General features: G+C 43.2%; 20 protein-coding genes. 7 read left to right on the top strand and 13 right to left on the bottom strand.

The window, feature by feature from the left end; all coding sequences use genetic code 11:
* Positions 1-340: 340 nt before the first annotated feature.
* The 6 genes from AR334_RS23510 to AR334_RS23485 all read right to left on the bottom strand — a co-directional run bounded on the left by AR334_RS23510 (position 341) and on the right by AR334_RS23485 (position 7,435).
* Positions 341-1,402: an alpha/beta fold hydrolase gene (locus AR334_RS23510; protein ID WP_253701355.1), complete on the bottom strand. Its 1,062-nt coding sequence runs from the start codon at positions 1,400-1,402 to the stop codon at positions 341-343.
* 18 nt (positions 1,403-1,420) lie between these two features.
* Positions 1,421-1,984, bottom strand: coding sequence for a polyhydroxyalkanoate biosynthesis repressor PhaR (locus AR334_RS23505; RefSeq protein ID WP_066319166.1), 564 nt, complete (start codon positions 1,982-1,984; stop codon positions 1,421-1,423).
* A gap of 32 nt (positions 1,985-2,016) precedes the next feature.
* Positions 2,017-3,339 (bottom strand): MFS transporter, encoded by a 1,323-nt coding sequence (locus AR334_RS23500; RefSeq protein WP_066319159.1) that lies wholly within the window; start codon positions 3,337-3,339, stop codon positions 2,017-2,019.
* Between the two features lie 15 nt (positions 3,340-3,354).
* Positions 3,355-4,956, bottom strand: coding sequence for a class I adenylate-forming enzyme family protein (locus AR334_RS23495; RefSeq protein ID WP_066319156.1), 1,602 nt, complete (start codon positions 4,954-4,956; stop codon positions 3,355-3,357).
* A 25-nt stretch (positions 4,957-4,981) separates the two neighbouring features.
* Positions 4,982-5,746 (bottom strand): SDR family NAD(P)-dependent oxidoreductase, encoded by a 765-nt coding sequence (locus AR334_RS23490; protein WP_066319153.1) that lies wholly within the window; start codon positions 5,744-5,746, stop codon positions 4,982-4,984.
* 252 nt (positions 5,747-5,998) lie between these two features.
* The gene (locus AR334_RS23485) at positions 5,999-7,435 is read right to left on the bottom strand and encodes a sigma-54-dependent Fis family transcriptional regulator (RefSeq protein ID WP_172799289.1); all 1,437 of its coding nucleotides are present in this window, start codon (positions 7,433-7,435) and stop codon (positions 5,999-6,001) included.
* A gap of 320 nt (positions 7,436-7,755) precedes the next feature.
* On the opposite strand from AR334_RS23485, the gene AR334_RS23480 reads away from it, so the two are divergent.
* Genes AR334_RS23480 through AR334_RS23470 form a run of 3 tightly spaced genes read left to right on the top strand, consistent with a single transcriptional unit; the run spans position 7,756 to position 11,470 of the window.
* Positions 7,756-9,219, top strand: coding sequence for a spore germination protein (locus AR334_RS23480; protein WP_253701354.1), 1,464 nt, complete (start codon positions 7,756-7,758; stop codon positions 9,217-9,219).
* A 21-nt stretch (positions 9,220-9,240) separates the two neighbouring features.
* A complete protein-coding gene (locus AR334_RS23475) occupies positions 9,241-10,362 on the top strand; it encodes a GerAB/ArcD/ProY family transporter (RefSeq protein ID WP_066319149.1) in 1,122 nt (373 codons plus the stop codon).
* The gene (locus AR334_RS23470; protein ID WP_066319147.1) at positions 10,349-11,470 is read left to right on the top strand and encodes a Ger(x)C family spore germination protein; all 1,122 of its coding nucleotides are present in this window, start codon (positions 10,349-10,351) and stop codon (positions 11,468-11,470) included. Before AR334_RS23475 ends, AR334_RS23470 begins: the two co-directional genes overlap by 14 nt.
* A gap of 28 nt (positions 11,471-11,498) precedes the next feature.
* On the opposite strand, the gene AR334_RS23465 is transcribed toward AR334_RS23470, so the two are convergent.
* Positions 11,499-12,056 (bottom strand): hypothetical protein, encoded by a 558-nt coding sequence (locus tag AR334_RS23465; protein WP_066319144.1) that lies wholly within the window; start codon positions 12,054-12,056, stop codon positions 11,499-11,501.
* A 236-nt stretch (positions 12,057-12,292) separates the two neighbouring features.
* On the opposite strand from AR334_RS23465, the gene acpP reads away from it, so the two are divergent.
* On the top strand, positions 12,293-12,520 hold the full coding sequence (acpP, locus tag AR334_RS23460; protein ID WP_066319140.1) for an acyl carrier protein: 228 nt from the start codon (positions 12,293-12,295) through the stop codon (positions 12,518-12,520).
* Between the two features lie 49 nt (positions 12,521-12,569).
* Here acpP and AR334_RS29135 read toward each other — a convergent pair whose 3' ends face one another.
* From AR334_RS29135 to AR334_RS23450, 3 genes are read right to left on the bottom strand one after another with little or no spacing between them, the layout of a single operon-like run.
* Entirely contained in the window at positions 12,570-12,809 is a 240-nt protein-coding gene (locus AR334_RS29135; RefSeq protein ID WP_082693083.1) for a hypothetical protein, read from the bottom strand.
* Between the two features lie 27 nt (positions 12,810-12,836).
* A complete protein-coding gene (locus AR334_RS23455) occupies positions 12,837-13,271 on the bottom strand; it encodes a glycine/sarcosine/betaine reductase selenoprotein B family protein (RefSeq protein ID WP_066319138.1) in 435 nt (144 codons plus the stop codon).
* Between the two features lie 33 nt (positions 13,272-13,304).
* Entirely contained in the window at positions 13,305-13,805 is a 501-nt protein-coding gene (locus AR334_RS23450) for a redoxin domain-containing protein (RefSeq protein ID WP_253701353.1), read from the bottom strand.
* Positions 13,806-13,972: 167 nt separating this feature from the next.
* Here AR334_RS23450 and AR334_RS29685 point away from each other — a divergent pair, with 167 nt between their 5' ends.
* Both AR334_RS29685 and AR334_RS23435 read left to right on the top strand, forming a co-directional pair.
* The gene (locus tag AR334_RS29685) at positions 13,973-14,176 is read left to right on the top strand and encodes a hypothetical protein (protein WP_156431377.1); all 204 of its coding nucleotides are present in this window, start codon (positions 13,973-13,975) and stop codon (positions 14,174-14,176) included.
* Between the two features lie 364 nt (positions 14,177-14,540).
* Entirely contained in the window at positions 14,541-14,921 is a 381-nt protein-coding gene (locus AR334_RS23435; RefSeq protein WP_066319130.1) for a VOC family protein, read from the top strand.
* Positions 14,922-14,985: 64 nt separating this feature from the next.
* On the opposite strand, the gene AR334_RS23430 is transcribed toward AR334_RS23435, so the two are convergent.
* Complete coding sequence (locus AR334_RS23430) at positions 14,986-16,209, bottom strand: alkaline phosphatase (RefSeq protein ID WP_156431376.1); 1,224 nt, start codon at positions 16,207-16,209, stop codon at positions 14,986-14,988.
* A gap of 302 nt (positions 16,210-16,511) precedes the next feature.
* Here AR334_RS23430 and AR334_RS23425 point away from each other — a divergent pair, with 302 nt between their 5' ends.
* A complete protein-coding gene (locus AR334_RS23425; protein ID WP_066319121.1) occupies positions 16,512-16,694 on the top strand; it encodes a YolD-like family protein in 183 nt (60 codons plus the stop codon).
* An 80-nt stretch (positions 16,695-16,774) separates the two neighbouring features.
* Here the strand turns inward: AR334_RS23425 and AR334_RS23420 are convergent, their stop codons facing one another.
* Together AR334_RS23420 and AR334_RS23415 are read right to left on the bottom strand one after the other, a co-directional pair.
* The gene (locus tag AR334_RS23420) at positions 16,775-17,974 is read right to left on the bottom strand and encodes a M20 family metallopeptidase (RefSeq protein ID WP_066319119.1); all 1,200 of its coding nucleotides are present in this window, start codon (positions 17,972-17,974) and stop codon (positions 16,775-16,777) included.
* Positions 17,975-17,989: 15 nt separating this feature from the next.
* On the bottom strand, positions 17,990-18,952 hold the full coding sequence (locus AR334_RS23415) for a P1 family peptidase (protein WP_066319116.1): 963 nt from the start codon (positions 18,950-18,952) through the stop codon (positions 17,990-17,992).
* Position 18,953 lies beyond the last annotated feature (1 nt).

Genomic DNA, 18,953 nt, shown 5'->3' with positions numbered 1-18,953 from the left:
TCCTTTTTTGAAGGCTGTGTTATACCTGAATGTTAATTTCACTGTGGTTCGAAAAATAAGCGGAGGAATTCCGGCTAAATTGGGAAATACCCATATTTCCTTAAAAATAAGGGGAGTTTTTCCGCTTATTTGATTCAAATCATTGGAATTTGGTCTATTTAGAGCCGTTAAGCGGAATATCTCCGCTTATATCGGCTTTCTAAGCTTCTCTTTTTACAATAGCAGGAAATTCTCCGCTAAATTACCTATACGAAAAAAATCAACAATGAATTATAACAGAGCCTTTTTGATAAAACCGCCCGTTATCGGAACCAATCCTCAAACGGGCAGGACTTTGCTATTACTTCGAATGCTCTCCAAGCCAATCTTCCAGGATGCCATTTAATTTCCCTGTCATCGCCAGGGAAACGTGTCCGGCTTCCACACTGAGGTAGGTTTTATCTTGACTAGAAACCAAATCCATTAACGGCAGGCTTTGGCATTCGGGGATCAGGGTATCGTTTTTTGAACTGACAACCAACAGATTGGCGGTTATTTTTCCTAAATCGACCTTTTGGCCATGGATGGTAAACTCGCCCTTGACCAGTTTATTTTCTTTAAAGAAATCAGTGTTCATTTGGCGGAATGCTCCGCCCGTCAACGGAACATGACCGCTATTCCATTTATTCATCCGTTTCCACTTTTCGACAAAGCGCTCATCATTCGCACGCGTTAACAGGGTTACATATGGGCTGTTATAAATCGGGGCCGTCACAGACCTGAACATCGCCTCAACGTAAGCAGGCGGGATCACTCCGAAGACCTCAATCAGTCGATCCGCATTATACCCGCTTTCCTTCAGTTCTTCCTCCCATTTATCCGGCAGCATCGAAACGCTAAAATCGATGGGAACGGTCGCGACGATTAGGTTCCTGATTGGTTCCTCCGCAATCGCGGCATACATCATCGCAAAGGTACCGCCTAGACAATAGCCGATTACGGACACTTCCTCGGCCCGCGAATGGCGTAGCGCCCGCTTCACCGCTTTTGGAATATAGTCGGCAATATAATCTTCAATGTTCATATCTTTATCTTCGTATCCTGCTATTCCCCAATCTAATAAATAAACATCATAGCCATTGTTTACCAGCCCTTCAATCACACTGGAACCCGGGGCAAAATCGAGAATTGAAGGTTGATTAAATAAGGAATAAATCATAAATACTGGAATGTCATATTTCTTTTCAGCAGGGGCATAATGCCATAGTGTTGCTTTATTTTTAACCCAAACCCGTTTTCTCGGAGTGTGATTCGTGCTAAGCTCCGGCCCCATGATGGCATTGGCAAACTCTGTCCAACGCTCTAGTTCTTTTTCATAATTGAAGGTTGGCAGGATGGTTTGATTGCTAGTTTTTGTTGCCAAAATCCTTCCTCCTTCCGATTATTTGGATAAAGCGGCCAGTTCCTTTTCCTTTTCCCTGTTCGATTCTGCCAATTCCGCTTTAAGACTGGCAATCTCTTCTTTTAAGTTATTCATCTCGGCCAATTCCTTTTTGAGCTCCAGGAGTTCGAAATGGATCTCGTCCATCTTTTCCAACTCTTTTTTGTCTCTTTGCTGCTCTGTTTTTAGCAGCTTGATTACCTTGACCGCTTCACGGGAAACCTCTGTCAAACTGCCAAACTTTTTATTTGTGGATTCAATGGCATCCTCGACATTCCAGAGCTGCTCCTCCAAGGCATCCAGTTTTTCCTCTGTTTGAATCGAAAGTTTCGCTACATTGGCGAGGTCCTTTTTAGTTGGTAGCTGTAACTGACCCAGCAGTAATTGCTGATTTTTTTGGAACATCTCTAGATACCGGAGCTGCAGGTCCGTCGCTCCCTGTGACCACTTAATATAGTCACGATTGTTTGTCCAAAAATGAATCACATCATTGGCCTGTTTTTCCCAGTTGTTCATTAAATTTTTCCATGCCTCATATGGATCGTACGTTTTGCTGCCAGTCATTTTCAGATCCTCCCGCTTATTTTGATGAGTTCTTAACTTACAGATTTCTTATCGGCTATTTTGAGATCGGCCTGTTTGGATTGTTTTTCTTTTAAAATCAAGGCACATACAGCGGCTATCGCTGAAACGATGGCAAAAAAGATAAATACCTTGCTAAAATCCTGTGTGCCATTGGCCCCGACGGTCACTAAGTATCCGGCAATCAACGGCGAGACGAACGAACCCAATTGGCCAATTCCATTTGCCAGCCCTGTTGCGCTTCCGACAATCTCCTTTGGATAGCGTTTAGGTAGGTACGCATAGATGGAGCCAAAGTTTAAGTTAACAAAGAAGCCCACGAGCAATAGCAATGTCAGTAACATACCGGTATTTCCTTTTTCGACGGAACCAAGCATCCACAGCACCGGAATACTTCCAAGATAGCCGATCAGCGCTACCGGCTTCATGCGGTGAACGACGTTATCCATCAGCCATCCGCCGAGCATCATCGCGAAGAAGGCGACAATATACGGTGCGGAGGCGAAAAAACCCATTTCCTTCAGATTCAGTCCGTGCTGTGTCACAAGGAACGAAGTTAACCATGTTGATGTTCCCCAGTAAACAGCCAACTGGCAGAATAAACACAAAGTAAATACATAAAAATTAAGATCTTTCAGGAAAACACCATATTGTTTTCTTTTTTCTTCCTTAGACATCTTAACAGGAACGGCATTGTCTTCCTCTATATCCTGGTCCTTGCTCAATTTTCCTTTATCAATCATTTCTTTCGGTGAATCCGCCACAAAACGCCATAATAGGAAGATGGCGAGCGCACCTGGAATCGCAAGAACGTAGAATACCGGTCTCCAAGCCCCTCCAAAGAAGTAGATAGAAATACTAGTAACGATTACTGGCACGATTGCAGGAGCTACAGCCCAAGATGTGGCAAAGAATGAAACAGCTCGTCCTCTTTCTTTAAAAGGGAACCAGTTATTGATGGCACGAATCGCAGGAGCAAAATGGTGTCCTTCCCCAAGACCCAAGCCGATTCGAAGCGCGATAAACTGCGCGAAATTTTTCACGACTCCGGTTAATGCCGTTACGAATGTAAAGACTGCTACGGCAATATACATGACTTTTTTGGAGCCAATTTTATCGGCGAGAAAGCCTGCGCTGATTTGTGCAGCCGCATAGGCAAAGAAAAATACCGATGCCAGCTGTCCAACTTCGACAGGTGTTAAGTTCAGATCTTTTTGGATATAAGGCAGAAAGGTTAGAACCGCCATCCGGTCAAAATAGTTAATGATGTACACTAACCAAAGAATGACAAGAACCCAATACCGATATCCCCATGCTTTTTTCATCAAAGTAGACATTTTCAATCTTCCTCCCTAGGATTCATTTACTTTTGTTTGCAGGTTTCTTAATACATTTTTTAATATCTTTCCACCTGGGTTCCTTGGCAGTTCTGATGCAAATTCGATCAATTTAGGAACTTTATAATTTGCTAGTCTTGCTGCTACGAATTCGCGAATTTCTTCCTCATCGAGGATTTCGCCATCCTTTGGGACAATGACGGCTTTGACCACTTCTCCAAACAGATCGTCTGGAATTCCTACAACAGCGGCTTCTAAAACTTTCGGATGATTATAAAGGACATTCTCTACTTCGATACAGAAAATCTTTTCACCGCCGCGGTTGATTAAATCTTTTTTGCGGTCGACGATATATACAAACCCATCCACATCCATCTTGGCCAAATCCCCTGAGCGCCAATAGCCGTTCCAAAATGATGCCTGGTTTGCTGATTTATTGTCCCAATAGCCCTCGACAACCATCGGGCCTTTGATTAGCAATTCCCCTGCTTCCCCAGGCAAACACGGTTCGTCTTCGTCGTTTACGACGATCAAGTCTCCGACGGGAACCGGCAGGCCGACGGAATCCATTTTCGCCTCGTCGTAGATTCTTGGCATAATCGTTGCAGGTGACGAGGTTTCCGTCGCCCCGTAGGCATTATGTAGGCGGGCGTTCGGAAAATATTTTTTCAGCTTATAGATGGTTTCCGAGGACATCGGCGCCCCGCCATAAGCAATAAGGTTCACGTTTGAAAAATTGTATAAAGCAAAGTTGTGATGAGACATCATCATAATGTAAATCGTTGGGACGTTAAACAAGAAGCTGACCTGTTCCCCCGCCGTTAACGTGATGAATTCCTCCGTTTGAAATCTCTTCATAATGACGGACGTCCCGCCGACCCGTACCATGTGAAAAAGCTGACCGATTAACCCTGTTACATGGAACAGCGGAACTGCGATCAATGTCTTGGCTTCATGATTCGTGTTAAGCACCATTTGATAATTCATTGAACTGTGGATGGCACTTATATGACTGCCGACTGCCCCCTTTGGAAGCCCGGTCGTTCCCGAAGTATACATAATAAATAATGGATCGTCTTCGGCCACAAACACGTCCTCGAAAGTAGAGGTTTGTTCCAATATTTCATAAGGAAGATAATCTTTCCGTTTAGGCGTCCCATTTCCAACTAAGAAGAAATATTGGACCGTCGATATGGAATCCTCATCTCGCATGCTTTCCACCTTAGGCAGGAATTCATCATCGACAAACAATAGCCTGCTGCCGGATTGTCGCAGCATATAGGAAAGCTCTATTTCCTTTAATCTTGTATTTAACGGGACAGCAATCGCCCCTAATTTGGCGACAGCAAACACAAGCAAGGAAAATTCAATACTGTTGCCTAATAGAAGTGCGACCCGGTCTCCCTTTTTTACACACATGGATTTTTGCAAATTGCCGGCAATCTGCTCTACTTTATCTTTCATTTCTTTATACGTTAACCGGCTCCCATTCATCACTAGGGCCTCATTGTCGGCGTATTTTTCCGCAGACTCCTCAAGCATCGAAAAGAGATTCTTCGGACGGGTTTCGAACACCTTCACTTCCCGGTTAAAGTGGATTTCCTTGATTATCTTCATGGTAAAACCTCCTGCAACGTTGGGATTATCGGGCGGTCCATCCTCCATCGACATTCAGCACCTGGCCGGTCACGTATTTTGACGTATCAGAAGCGAAGAATACGACTGGTCCTACAAGATCCGATGTTTCACCGATTCGCTTAATCATGGTAGAATGAATGATTTTTTCCGATCGTTCAGGATCTGAAAGCCACTCTTTTGTCATTGGCGTGCTGATATACCCTGGACCAATGGCGTTAACCGTAATGTTATAAGGCGCTAATTCCTCGGCCCAAACTTTTGTTAATTGGTTAATGCCTCCTTTACTGGCAGCATAGGAGGATTGAAACGGCATGCCAATCGATCCCAGAATCGAAGAAATATTAATGATTTTTCCATAATTTTGTTTCATCATCTGTTTGGCGGCAGCCTGTCCCACCAGAAAAATCCCTTTGAGATTGACGCCCAAAACCGTGTCCCAATCACTTTCTTCCACCTCAGGGAGTGACTTTCGGATATTCATCCCGGCATTGTTCACTAAAATATCCAGCGAACCATATTGCTCGACAATTTGATCGACCAATGCTTCTACTTGATCCTTCTTCGTTACATCGCAAGGAATGTAGGTAGCATCAATGTCCTCCTTCTTTAGCTGGGAAACCGCCGATTCCCCTTCCTCTATCCCGCGGCTGGAAATAATCAGCTTTGCCCCATAATGCCCTAACGCATGGGCCATTCCATACCCAATGCCTTTACTTCCACCAGTCACAAGTGCAACCTTCCCATTGAGCTGAAAACTTGGCAGGTTCATACCCTTCTACCCCTTTCCGTCACCGTTCGATTTTTAGAAACTGACAAAACTGTCGATGAATCCACTTATACTCATTGCAAATTACGTGCCAACTTTACGTAAATAAAGAATTTTTCCAATATTTCGACAACATCATTCAAAATAAGATAATTTTTTTATATTTAATACTGTAAAAATATTGGAAAACACCCCCCAAACATAAAAAGCCAGCAAATAAATGCTGACTTCTCGAAATTTTGATTCCTTTTTTCATCAAAGGGTTAAACCAAGCTTTTTCATTTTCTTTACAAGTGCTGATTGGCTAATCCCTAATGCCTCTGCAGCGCGCCGTGTTGTTTTCGATATTTCCATTTGCTCTTTTATCATCTTCCGTTCCACGTTTGCAATCGTTTCTTTCAACTTGCCAGTAGTTTCAGATTTGACGAAGCCCATGCCTTTAAGCATAGATGGCGGCAAATCCTTCAACGATATTTCATCCTGATCTGTCATGACCGCCAGCCGTTCAATTAAATTTTCAAGCTCTCTAATATTGCCAGGCCAGCTGTATCCTTCAAAAAATTGCAGTATTTCGGGATGGAATCGCTTATTTAAACGGTTCTTTTCATTGGTCCTGTTCAAAAAATAGAAGGCAAGTGGAACGATATCCACCTTCCTTTCCCTGAGAGTCGGAACCTTGATGGGAACAATATTCAGCCGGTAGTAAAGATCCCGTCTAAAGTCGTTTTTGTCGACCATGGCCTCTAAATCCATATGGGTGGCGGAAATCACCCTAACATCAATTTTGATACTTTTTGTGCCGCCGACACGCATGATTTCAAATTCCTGCAGCACCCTCAATAGCTTGACCTGTAGGTCGACCGGCATGTCTCCAATCTCATCCAAAAAAATCGTTCCCCCGTTGGCGAGTTCAAATAAACCAGGTTTCCCATGGCTGTTTGCCCCAGTAAACGCTCCTCGTTCATAACCAAATAATTCAGATTCCAGCAGGTGGTGCGGTATGGCTCCACAGTTTACCTTAACCAATGGTTTGGCGGCCCGGTCACTTTCTTGATGGATGAAGTTGACAATGACTTCCTTTCCTACACCGGATTCCCCTAAAATGAGCACACCGGAATCAACCTTAGCCACCTTTCTTGCTAGATGGAACACCTTCATGATTTCCTGGCTTTGCGCGACAAATCCATCCACGTGCATCTGGATTAATTCTCTTTTTCTTAATTCTTCTATTTCGCTTATGTATTGGTCGGTCATTTTTCTGGAGTGAAGCAGTTCAGTTTTTATATGATTTAAGTCCGAAATATCTCTGACATTGGTGACGACAAAGACGATTTCCCCATCCTTGTCGAATACCGGATTTCCGGTTACCAGCAATTCCTTGCCGCGAACGGATTGGATAATGGTTACGGGGGTCTTTTTTTCTAAAACCTTGACCGTAACCGATTCCGACACTATCCCCTCTTTGACGACCGTCCTCATACTCTTTCCAAGCAATTCTTCACTTTTGACCCCCGTAATCCTTGAATACGCGGCATTGACCATGATGCCGACACCATTCTGATCTGCCACGTAAATGCCGTCATAGCTTGATTGAAAAATAGAAACCAAAATATTTTCAATATCAGACTTGTTGATTTGGTCAAGTTTCATGCACTCTGATAAATAATCCAAATTTATCGATTGATTTGTCATTTCATTTTCCCCCACCCATATGAGCCTGAAACTTCTTAACCAAAACATTCATGAGCATGCACTCCCAACCCATGCATGAAAAAGTTTTTTTCAACAAAAAGGTTGATTTCATAAAGAATCAATTTTTCCATTTGATTCGAAATGGAATCATTCTACATTTTATAATTCTACAAAATTTTCAAAATTCCTCTTTGAAAAAGAATAAGCTTCCCTACCGAACTGATTTTTCCCTCTGGCCTCTGCCTATATATGGAATAGTCCTACATGTTTTTGGAATACTACCTCTAGAAATCATTACCACAGGCAAGGACGGGCCCAATATGGAAAAAACAAACAGACCTATTCCACCCGTAACAGAAAATATGGTACTTGCAATGAAACAAGGACTTCAGAATAGCGCAGATTTGATGGTGAAATCTGCAGGCTCCGGAATGACATTGCTATATATGCATACCCTTATTGAAAAACTAATGCTTCACCAAGATATCCTTAGTCGGATTAAAGACGAAAGCTTTTCTTCGATTGATGCCATCATGGGTCAAATTAGGGTAGCTGATATCCAAAAATCCCAAAATTTGGATGAAGTGATTACGGCTGTCCTTGCCGGAAATGTCATCGTTCATTTAAATGGGGATTCATCCGTCCTTTTAGTGAACATTCCATCAGATGAGAAACGCGCCCTATCCAAGTCTGAAAATGAATCCCAAGTGGTCGGCTCACAAATCGCCTTTAATGAAAGCTTGTCCACCAATATTCAATTAATCAGAAGATATTTGGCTGATCCTAATCTTTGCCAGGAAATGTTTCATATTGGAACAAGAACGCATACAGCCGTTTCCATGTTGTATATAAAAGACATCGCATTGGAAGAGTATGTGAACAATCTTCGCGAAAGATTGACGAGCATCAAAATAGACGGGATTATTGACAGCGCCGTTTTATCGCAATTAATTGAAGATAGCTCGTTATCGCTCTTTCCACAAATGACGCTTACCGAAAGGCCAGATTTGGTCAGTCATTGGCTGCTAAACGGCAAAATCGCCGTCCTGGTTGATGGCAGCACATTGGCGATCTGCTGTCCGCACTCTTTTATCGAATTTTTCCATACGATGGAGGATATCAATGTTAGATGGCAAATCGCCACTTTTCTTCGTTTACTGCGAATGACAGGGGTGTTTATGTCGATTTTTTTCACCGCTGTTTATGTGGCGGTATTAACATATCATTATGAAATTATCCCGCAAGCCTTATTAATTCCACTTAGCGAATCAAGAGCGAGGGTGCCGTTTCCTCCTTTATTTGAAGCGTTTCTTTTGGAATTTATGATTGAATTTTTAAGAGAAGCGGGTTCAAGGATGCCTACAAAAGTGGGACAAACTATTGGTATCGTTGGCGGTATTGTCATTGGCACGGCTGCAGTCGACGCCGGATTTACGAGTAATATCCTCATTATTATCGTAGCTTTGGGGGCACTCGGGTCATTTATTACGCCCAGCTATACAATGGGCAATGTCATTCGAATTTTAAGATTCCCGTTAATCCTATTAGCGGGATTCTGGGGGTTATACGGAATTATGTTCGGTTTCTGTTTGATTCTATTGCATCTTTTGCGGCAAACAACGCTCGGCGCCCCGTTTATGGCACCGTTCTATCCGCCGCGATTTTCCGATTGGAAAACAAATGTTATCAGATTGCCATTTACTTATACCTTTAATCGTCCAATCGAACTAAGGCCAAAGAATCCAGATAAATATAATCCTGACAAAGCAAAAAAACAAAAATAATGGCGAATGGCGGTGTCCCGAATGAAAGCAAACTACCAACCAAAGCCGCCGCTTTTGGTAAATGCTTTTATGGCCTTCTATATTATGCACGATCTTCAGGTTGGGGTTGGTATAATGGGCTTCCAACGTTATATATATAGGTACGCAAAGCATGACTCCTGGATTTCTATAATCCTTGTAGGGCTCCTGGTGCATCTGATTGTGTATCTCATCCTGAAAACCTTGCAATTATATGGTTCTGCCGACATCTTCGGTGTCCATGATGATGTTTTGGGCAAAATCATTGGTAAGTTCTTTAATGCCATCTTTATTGTATATTGCTTGTATGCCACCCTAATTACGCTTATAAACTATATTGAAGTCGTCCAAGGCTGGATCTTCCCTGAGGCACCTATATGGTTATTATCCCTATCCTTATTTTTGTTAATGATTTATGGGATTACTGGGGGAATTCGGGTGATTGTTGGCATCTGCTTTTTTAATGTTATCATTTCTTTGTGGATTGTGTTATTGCTCCTATTTCCGTTGAAGTATGCCGAATTCTCTCAATTGCTGCCGGTACTCGATACGAATCCATTGGGGATTATCAAGGGGACTTATCGCATGACGTCTACTGTTCTTGGTTTTGAGTTATTCTATGTCCTTTATCCCTACTTTAAAGAAAAAAGCAAGGTTCAACTTTATAGTCATTTAGGCATACTTATTTCAATCATTGTTTATGTCGCTATCATGGTCATCTCCATTGCCTATTTTAGTCCGGGACAGCTGGAAGATGATATTTGGGCAACGCTTACGATGTTTAGGATATCTAAAATCCCGTTTATTGAACGATTTGAGTACGTGACAATCGCCTATTGGATGATCATTATCCTTCCTAACCTAATGTTTTATATGTGGTCTGCCATGAGGGGGATGGAAAGAAGTTTTAAGGTTGGGGAGAAAAAAAGTTTATTGTTTTTTTCCATCCTCCTGTTCGTGGTGAGCCTATTTTTTAAAACCCGATTGGAAATAAGCCAGTTAAATCAGCTATTAGTGCCTATTGGGTTTTATCTGGCCTTTTGCTATCCGATCCTTTTATTTTTTTTAGCCTTCATCAAAAGGAAATGGAATCAATCAAGGAGCAAGCACTATGAGGAAATATAAGAAATTTCTTTTGATTTTTATTATTCTCCTTCTTTCAGGCTGTGCGAAACCAAAAACTCTCGAAAAAATTGGACTGGTGACCACGAAAGGCTATGATCTTGAGAATGACGGGAAAATTAAAGGATCATTGGTCATTCTTACCGTTGATCCGGATGCCAAGCAAAAAACGACGATTATTACGACGAAAGCGTTAACTGCCAGAGGGATTCGGATTCATAGTGATGTAATGTCCTCCAAAAAGCTGCTCTCAGGCCAATTGAGGGTCGTTTTATTTAGTGAAGCTATCGCCAAGCGTGGAATCAAACCGTTTACCGATACCTTTATTAGGGATCCCTCCATCAGTGACTTGATTTACTTAGGGGTGGTCGATGGACAAACGGAGGAGATGCTAGGGATTGTCAATAACCAAATACCTGATATCGGTCAGCATATTTATAAAGAGATTGACCATAACGTAAGATGGTCCCTTATCCCTTCTTCCACTCTTCATGAAACAATGCAAGGAAATTACGCTGTAGGCAAGGATCCCGTATTGCCCCTCCTCAAGAAAACGAAAAATAGGGTAAGGGTATCTGGAGTAGCATTATTAAAAGATAATAAATTGGTGGGCAAACTTAGTTTTTATCAAAGTTTTTATGTCAGAACACTTGAATCACCGCTAAAATCAGGTGCATTAGAGATTCCGATTTCCGGTGAATCACTGGGTTTGAAAGGAGATCACCTTCCACACAAACAACTGGCAGTCGCCATGGATAACGTTCTCAGCAAACCGAAAATGGAACTAATCAACAAAGAAAATCTCGAGTTTAATCTTAACCTGAAAATCAATGCCAGGATTCAAGAAATAAATGCTGATATTGATTTAAAGTCACCCAAAACCATCCATCTGCTCGAAAAAGACATTGCCAAACAAATGGAAAAAGACATAAAAAAATTAATCGCTTATTCTCAATCGGTCGGGTCAGATCCGATTGGATTAGGCGAGACTTATCGAAGCTCCGTCCGCCATGCAAATCTGACCAGGGAAAGATGGCACAAAATGTATCCAAAGGCTAAAGTAAATGTTAGTGTCAAATTTATAATTGTTAAAACAGGTATCGTGGAATGACTCATGGGGAGCCAAGCGGCTCCTCAATTTAGGCAGCAATGATATGAACGAGTCCCAAAATAATGGCAATAGTAATCAAAATCGTATGTGCGGTACGAAAAGTTTTCCGTTTTTTATTTTTAAATAAGACTGCACCAAAGATGCCGGCGAAGGCCATTAACGCAACTGCCCCTAATCCAACCAACCCTCCACCTTCCAATTCCCCTTCGCTTAGGTACATAGTCAATCCATGAATAGAACCTAAAGCCAAGGCTATGATTCCAAAAACGATATGATATTTTCCAAAAAATTTTGAGAGTGAAATAAAAGGTTTTTTCGTTGTAGGAAAATTTGTTATCACTGCCTTTACTGACCTTCTAAGCGGGAAGATGATCCCCGCAGTCCCCATGGCAATTACCGTTCCCCAACCAACCGTTTTTCCGATCTCCTTATAGGGACCTTCTTCTTTCTCGTGTTCACCTCTTTGTTCGTGTTTATAGTTCTCACCATGCTCATCATCAGCAAAGGCCAGGTTGCTCCCACTAACCGCAAAATGAAATGCCATTACAAACATAAAGGCCAAGAATATCATTGCTACATGCTTCATGTTACATTCTCCTATGTCATTTATTTTTCTTTAGGGTACCTTCTTAAAATGAAAAGTATCTGAAAAAATATGTAATGCTGCCCTTGTTTTTTTATTGACCGTTATTTGCGTGGGAAAATGTGATTAAGGTTCGGGCCGGACTTGTTTCCCATTGTACTATTTGGCAAAACTTTTATGTTTTAAGATTCGAATTTGCTTGGTATAATGATGGACATCAAAACGTTGGAGGATAACAAATGACCACATTTGAAAAGTTAAAACCGATTATCTCAGACCAGCTGGGTGTCAAAATGGAGAATGTTACAATGGATGCATCATTCAAGGACGACTTTGAAGCGGATTCGCTTGATATGGTGGACTTGACAATGGAAATTGAAGATGAATTCGCAATCGAGATTGGCGACAAGGTAGCTGCAACCCTGCAAACTGTTGGGGATGTCGTTCGTTTTATTGAGAGCCGTTAAACTCCATACAAAAAGGGACGACTGCAAAATGGCTCGTCCCTTTTTCCATTCAATAGCTAGGAAAATGCGATTCGTGTATTTGTCCTGGCTCTTGTTTGGTCAATAATTCCTCTAATGCCGCGAGCAATACTTTTCTTTGGGTCTCTTTGTCGTGCGGCTTACCCAAAGAGTGCCCAAATTCGAATCCGACTGGATGAATCGCGCGAGGCGGTCTCATCAGACTCGATTGTGCCACATCCAGGGTAATCAGGGTTGTTGGAATCCCCTGCGATTCAATTCCACGCTGCACTGTAACTACAGTGCGATGGCAGAGCGGTCAGCCGGCCGTTAACAGGACAGCATCCGCTTTCGAGCGGACTACCTCTTTGACGAGCGCCGGAATGGTCTCGTTATTGATTTTATTTAACCGCATCGAGTAGCCCATCATCGTCATGTGCTTTTCGGCAACCCCACCAAGGTCCCCATCATCGACCATTTCCCTTAACCGATCAATCGGAAACACACAATTGATGTCCTCCTTAGGGGCATCGGTATTATAATGTTCTTTTGGCGCTGCATGTGTGACCGTCAAATCCTTGGAATCGACATCCCCCGGAATTATCCGGAAGGTGGCATCCCCTTCTGCAGGATTGGTGTTGAATGGTTCCTGATCCTTCAAGTGGACACCAGACGTCGACACTATCATAATCGTCATTTCATGCAGCGGCTTCGTTACGGGTGTATATGGGATGGCTTTTCTTGACAGTTCCATACACAGCCTCCTTTTTTCTTGCAGTTTTATAACCTACAATTTGCGCAACACATCAAATAATTCTTCATTGTCCGGCTGCTGATCAAGTGGATGAACATCAATGTAGCGGATAATGCCTTCTTTATCTATAAGAAAAAGGGCACGTTCCGATGCACCATATGCCGGCTCATCCGGATTTTTCCGAAGGACACCGTATTTTTCCGAAACTTCACCATGCGGATAAAAATCAGAGCAAAGCGGATAAGAAATTCCGCCAATTGATCTTTGCCATGCATCGTGACTGTGGACACTATCAACGCTGATACCCAAGACCTGGGTATCGAACTCTTCAAAACGAGAAAGATCATCCTCGTAAGAAGGCATTTGTGCGCCTCAAACTGGAGTCCAATCTAAAGGATAAAAGCATAAAAAGACATTTTTGGAGCCACGATATTCGCTTAAGGACACTTTGCGACCACCATGGGCTTCCAATGTAAAATCAGGTGCCTGATCACCCAATTTCAGTGTGCTTGTTTCAGAAGCACCTTGAGCCATATACAATTCCCCTTTCTAATCAATTTGTTCAAACAGTTACAGTATCGACTAATTTTTGTAAGAATATCCGCATCATTTTTCCAAAAAACCATCGTACTGTTCACATTTTTTGGTGCGCCTGAACGGGCTATACATATAATATAAAAATAAATGAAGCAGGTGATTGCATGACCACCACTATCATTACGGGACCATACGGGGCCAGTTACTACGGTGCGCCGTTACCTACATTTGGACCTTGGAGTCAGCCCATTCTCCACCATCCTTACAGTGTTCACGTTGGGCATCAAACCTATTACATGATTCCCATCCTCCACGGTTATCCACCGGCATTTCCCTATTTGGGACCCTATGTGCCATTTCGAACATGACCGGCTATTTACCATAGCCTTGTCAAAAACGGTGAACCTTTCGAAATGGTTATTTAAAGCTTTTTTCCCAATGCCTGATCCAGCCCTTCCCAAAAGGAAAATAACTCCTTCTTTTTACCGTTGACACCTTTTCAGAAACCCTTAACGGGTAAAATAACGCCTTCTTTTTTACCGTTGACTCCCTTTTCATACCCTTGAGGGTAAAATAACTCTTACTTTTTGCCCAATGACTCCCTTCCAGAACCTTTACGGGTAAATTACCCCCTAGACAAACCTAATGCAGTTGGGTAAAATTGGAATAATTCGTGTATTGAATAAGCTTTCTGTATGCAGTTCCTTAATCTAATTTGAAGGAGTGATCGAAATGATTAACCAAGTCGGGCAAATCATGTTATACGTAAACAACCAAGATGAAGCAGTTAGGTTTTGGACAGAAGTAGTGGGATTTAGTGTCATTACAGAGGAGGATAATGGCCAAGGGTTTAGATTTATTGAAATCGCACCATCCATGGAAGCTGAAACAAGTATCGTCCTTCATAACAAAGAATTTATCGCGAAAATGGAGCCGGAATTAAACCTTGGTACTCCGTCGTTAATGTTTTTTACGAAAAATCTTGAACAACTACATACCCATTTAACAAACAAAAACATTACTGTCGGAGAAATCGTGACCATGCCTTCAGGAAAGGTATTTAACTTTGCTGATTTTGAAGGAAATTACTTTGCGGTTATGGAGAAAAAATAACTTTTTGAAACATCCATGGGCAAAAAATGTGAAGGCGCATGAAATGAGCTCATGCGCCTCATTTTTAATCCAGCATCTCAAAAAGTATTCGTGCAATATCACTATTTTCCATCCGGCCGCTGAACAAATGTCTATTTAGACCATAGGCATAAATGGGCACATCCTCTCCCGTATGCCCTTTTGTTGTCCAGCCCGTACTGGAGTAATGATTAATCATGTCGATCAGCGCCAGCTTCGTATCTTTTACTTCCATTTCTAACGTAGATTGGATTTTCTGTAAGTCCTGTTCTTGAAGAGGAAATTTAATGTATTGCTTCAATGTTGTTATATCCTTCGTTTCATGTAAACGTGCGGCAATCACTGTAGGTGTGGCGGTAATGGATTTAATCACACTTGGATTCCATTTATAGTTATCATTCCGGTCAATGCTCATCCCTCCTGTTGAGTGATCAGCGGTGGCGATTACGATCGTATCCTCTCTGTGAAGAGCAAACTTCACCGCCTCTTCAAAAGCAGCCTCAAAGTCCTTCAGTTCACTCATCGCCCCCACGATATCGTTGTCATGACCGGCCCAGTCAATTTGGCTTCCCTCTACCAGCAGAAAAAAACCATTGGGATTTTGCTGCAGCCGTTTCAGGGCCGCATTTGTCATTTGGGATAGTGAGGGTATCGCTGAATCGCGGTCAATCTGTTTTGGCAGTTCAACTGGAGCGAATAATCCCAGAAGCCTTTCTGTTTTATTCGTCATAAGCTCCTGTAAATTGGTCACAAAACTATATTGATGAGAAGTAAACTCTTCCGCCAAATTCCGGTCCTCTCTTAAAAAAAAGGAAGTTCCTCCCCCAAGCATAACATCAATTTTTTGTTTCCCTTCTATTCTCTCATCCAAGTAATCATCGGCGATTTGTTCATATTGGTCTCTGGATTCAATATGGGATGCAAACGCCGCTAACGTGGCGTGATTAATTTGACTCGTCCCAACCAGCCCGGTTGATTTGCCTCTAAATTTCGCATATTCCAAAATCGTCGGAACCGCTTGATTGTTTACATCCAAACCAAGGACTCCGTTATACGTCTTGTATCCCGTGGCTAAAGCAGTGCCCGCGGCGGCGGAATCCGTTATATTGCTCCTAAGATCTAATGAATAGGTTGATTGGGAGCCCACAAAGCATTGATCAAATATAGTTGGCTTCATTAATCCTTTTTGGGAACCATGATGGAAATAACGCAGGCCGGTTGTATAGGAAAATCCCATCCCATCACCGATGAGCAGAATTACATTTTTCACTTTTTTCGTTCTGTTGTAATGTATTAGCGGAAGAGAATTCAAATGAACGTCATGCTGCACAATAGCGGAATGTAGCAAAGGAAAACAACACCTTTCTTGAGAAAAAACTTGTGGCACTACTTTTATATCATAAATAATAGTGAATAAATCCAATGCTACATAAATTTTACAAAAAATCTAAATCTTCTTAACACAGTTTTTCTTCATCCAAATTAAATTATCTTTTAACAGCCAATTTACGATAACTTAAAAAACAGGTTATATAATGGGATTTGGTTAGAGAATGGAGAGGAGAGATTATAGTGTACTTAAAAAAACTAACTGAAAATAACCCGATCACGATTGACTATTATTCGAATGGGTCTGTAAAAACGATTAAAGGGCGGGTTAAAGGGCTTAGTATCAATGAACAATTACTTTCTATCATAAATGAAAAGCAAGAGTCTTTTACAATCCGATTATCTGGAATTAGACGTATACATTAAAAAGCCAAGCACCCACCCGTATTTTGGATGGTACTTGGCTTTTTTTTTGATATAAGAGCCTAATTAGTATCTCCTCGTATTCACCCCAAGAAAAGCATTGCGGTTTGAGCGTAGATTCTAGAGGCTTCCACCAACTCGTCAAGATCGATATATTCATTGATTTGATGGGGAATCTGTCGGTCACCTGCTCCTGTGGTGACGATTGGAATACCAGCTAGGTGCAAGAAGGTTCCGTCTGTAGCACCGGGAACACCGTTATAGATCGGCTCATTACCGCTGACAGATCGATAAGACTCTACACTTGCCTTGACAATTGGATCCTCCAGGCCGGTTTCGGTCCATGGCCGGCTTTCAATAACTTCTATACTAGCCTTAAAATCAGGGTCCTTACCACCTAGGTTCGACAAAATATTTTCCATGTCAAAACGTAGCTGATCATGGTCCTGGCCGGGAACGGTGCGGATATCCAGGGTGCTGTAACAATGATCAGGAATGACATTGATTTGCGGTTCACCTTTTTCTGGCCCCAAAATGATCGTCGGGGTGATGCTTGGCAAGCCCAGGTATTGATGCATTCCGACCCGCTGCTTCTCACGCTCCTCAAGGGCCATCAGTTCGCAAATAATCTGCGCCATTCTTGTATTCGGATTAATGCCGGTAAGCGGCATCGCACCATGGGCCATTTTTCCGTATGTACGGACGACTGCCCGCATCGCCCCTTTTTGCGTGATGCAGATTTGATTCTCCTCGGGTTCGCAAATGATCGCACCGTCGACACCATTGGCCCAGCCACGTTTAATGAAGTGCTTGATGCCAATCATCATTCCTTCTTCATCGCAAGGGACGCATAAAATGATTTTTCCGTTCCATTTGATGTTGCTGCGTTTAATCGCATGAACGGCTGCAATGGCCGCTGACAGGTTTCCTTTCGTATCATTAGTTCCCCTGCCAAACATGCGGCCGCCTTCAATCACAGCCCCGAACGGGTCATAGCTCCAGGCATCCCGGTCTCCCTCAGTGACCACATCAGTATGGCCCTCGAATAAAATTGTTTTCCCTGGGCGACCCGAGTCGAGAATGCCGATCACATTCGGCCTACCCTTGACGACCTCTTCAATATATACTTCAAGCCCTAAGCCTTTCAGGTATTCGTACACATACTGGGCAGCTCTGCTTTCATTTCCAAGCGGGTCCTGCGGGCGGTACACACTCGGTATCCGAACGAGGTCCTGCGTTAACTTTATGACTTCCTGTTCATCTACATAATTATATACAGCCAACTGTACCCCTCCGTGTTATTGATTTTTCGGTAAATCTTTATGAGCGATAATGCCTGTAGCGCTCTCCGCCGATTTCACCGCATTGACAATCGCCTCAGCCATCACCTTGGCTGCCAGGCCACCGATGACATCGACCGGTACTCGTTCCCCGCCGGTGGCGGCGACAAAGATGGTGTCGCCATCAAACATCGTGTGGGCTGGAAAAATTGTTCTCGCGTAGCCGTCCTGAGCCATTTGCGCCACTTTCGTCGCCTCGGCTTTCGTTAATTGTGCATTGACCGCCACCACGCCAATCGTGGTGTTCGAACCTGCAGGTATCGTCGGCCGGTAATTTTGTTGCAAAAGCTGAATGCTGTCAAGCAGTTCCCCATCTTTATACGGCCCGGCGAGGATTTCTCCTGTGCCCGGGTCGCGGACATCTCCACCGGGATTTACAGCGACAATCGCCCCGATTACGACTCCGTTTTCCAGCCGGAGTGAGGCGCTTCCGAGGCCGCCTTTCATGCAATAGGCAGGACCCGCCAGTTTCCCGACGGTCGCGCCGCACCCTGCCCCAAAATTTCCGGTGAGAAATCTTTCCGACTCTGCTGATTTGGCCGCTTCATAGCCCATCTGCCGATCAGGCCGTACCTTTGGGTCACCATACGGCAAATCAAATAGTACCGCAGCCGGGACAATCGGAACCTTTGCGACGCCGACATCAAGGCCGATGTCCTGCTCCTCCAAGTATTGCATCACGCCAGATGCCGCATCGAGGCCAAAAGCGCTGCCGCCGCTTAAACAAATGGCATGCACTTTATCGACCAAATTGACTGGGTTTAGCAAGTCGGTTTCCCGGGTGCCAGGAGCGGACCCTCTTACGTCCACTCCCGCCACGGCGCCGCCTTCAAACAGGATGGCGGTACAGCCGGTCAATGCATGCGCGTTCTCGGCATTGCCGACTTTTACGCCCGGTACATCAATGATTTGATTATGCATT

It is taken from the genome of Bacillus sp. FJAT-29814 (genome assembly GCF_001510715.1).
Lineage (GTDB): Bacteria > Bacillota > Bacilli > Bacillales > Cytobacillaceae > Neobacillus.
Note: the sequence above shows the minus strand (reverse complement) of the source record. Positions and strands in the feature narration are given on the sequence as shown.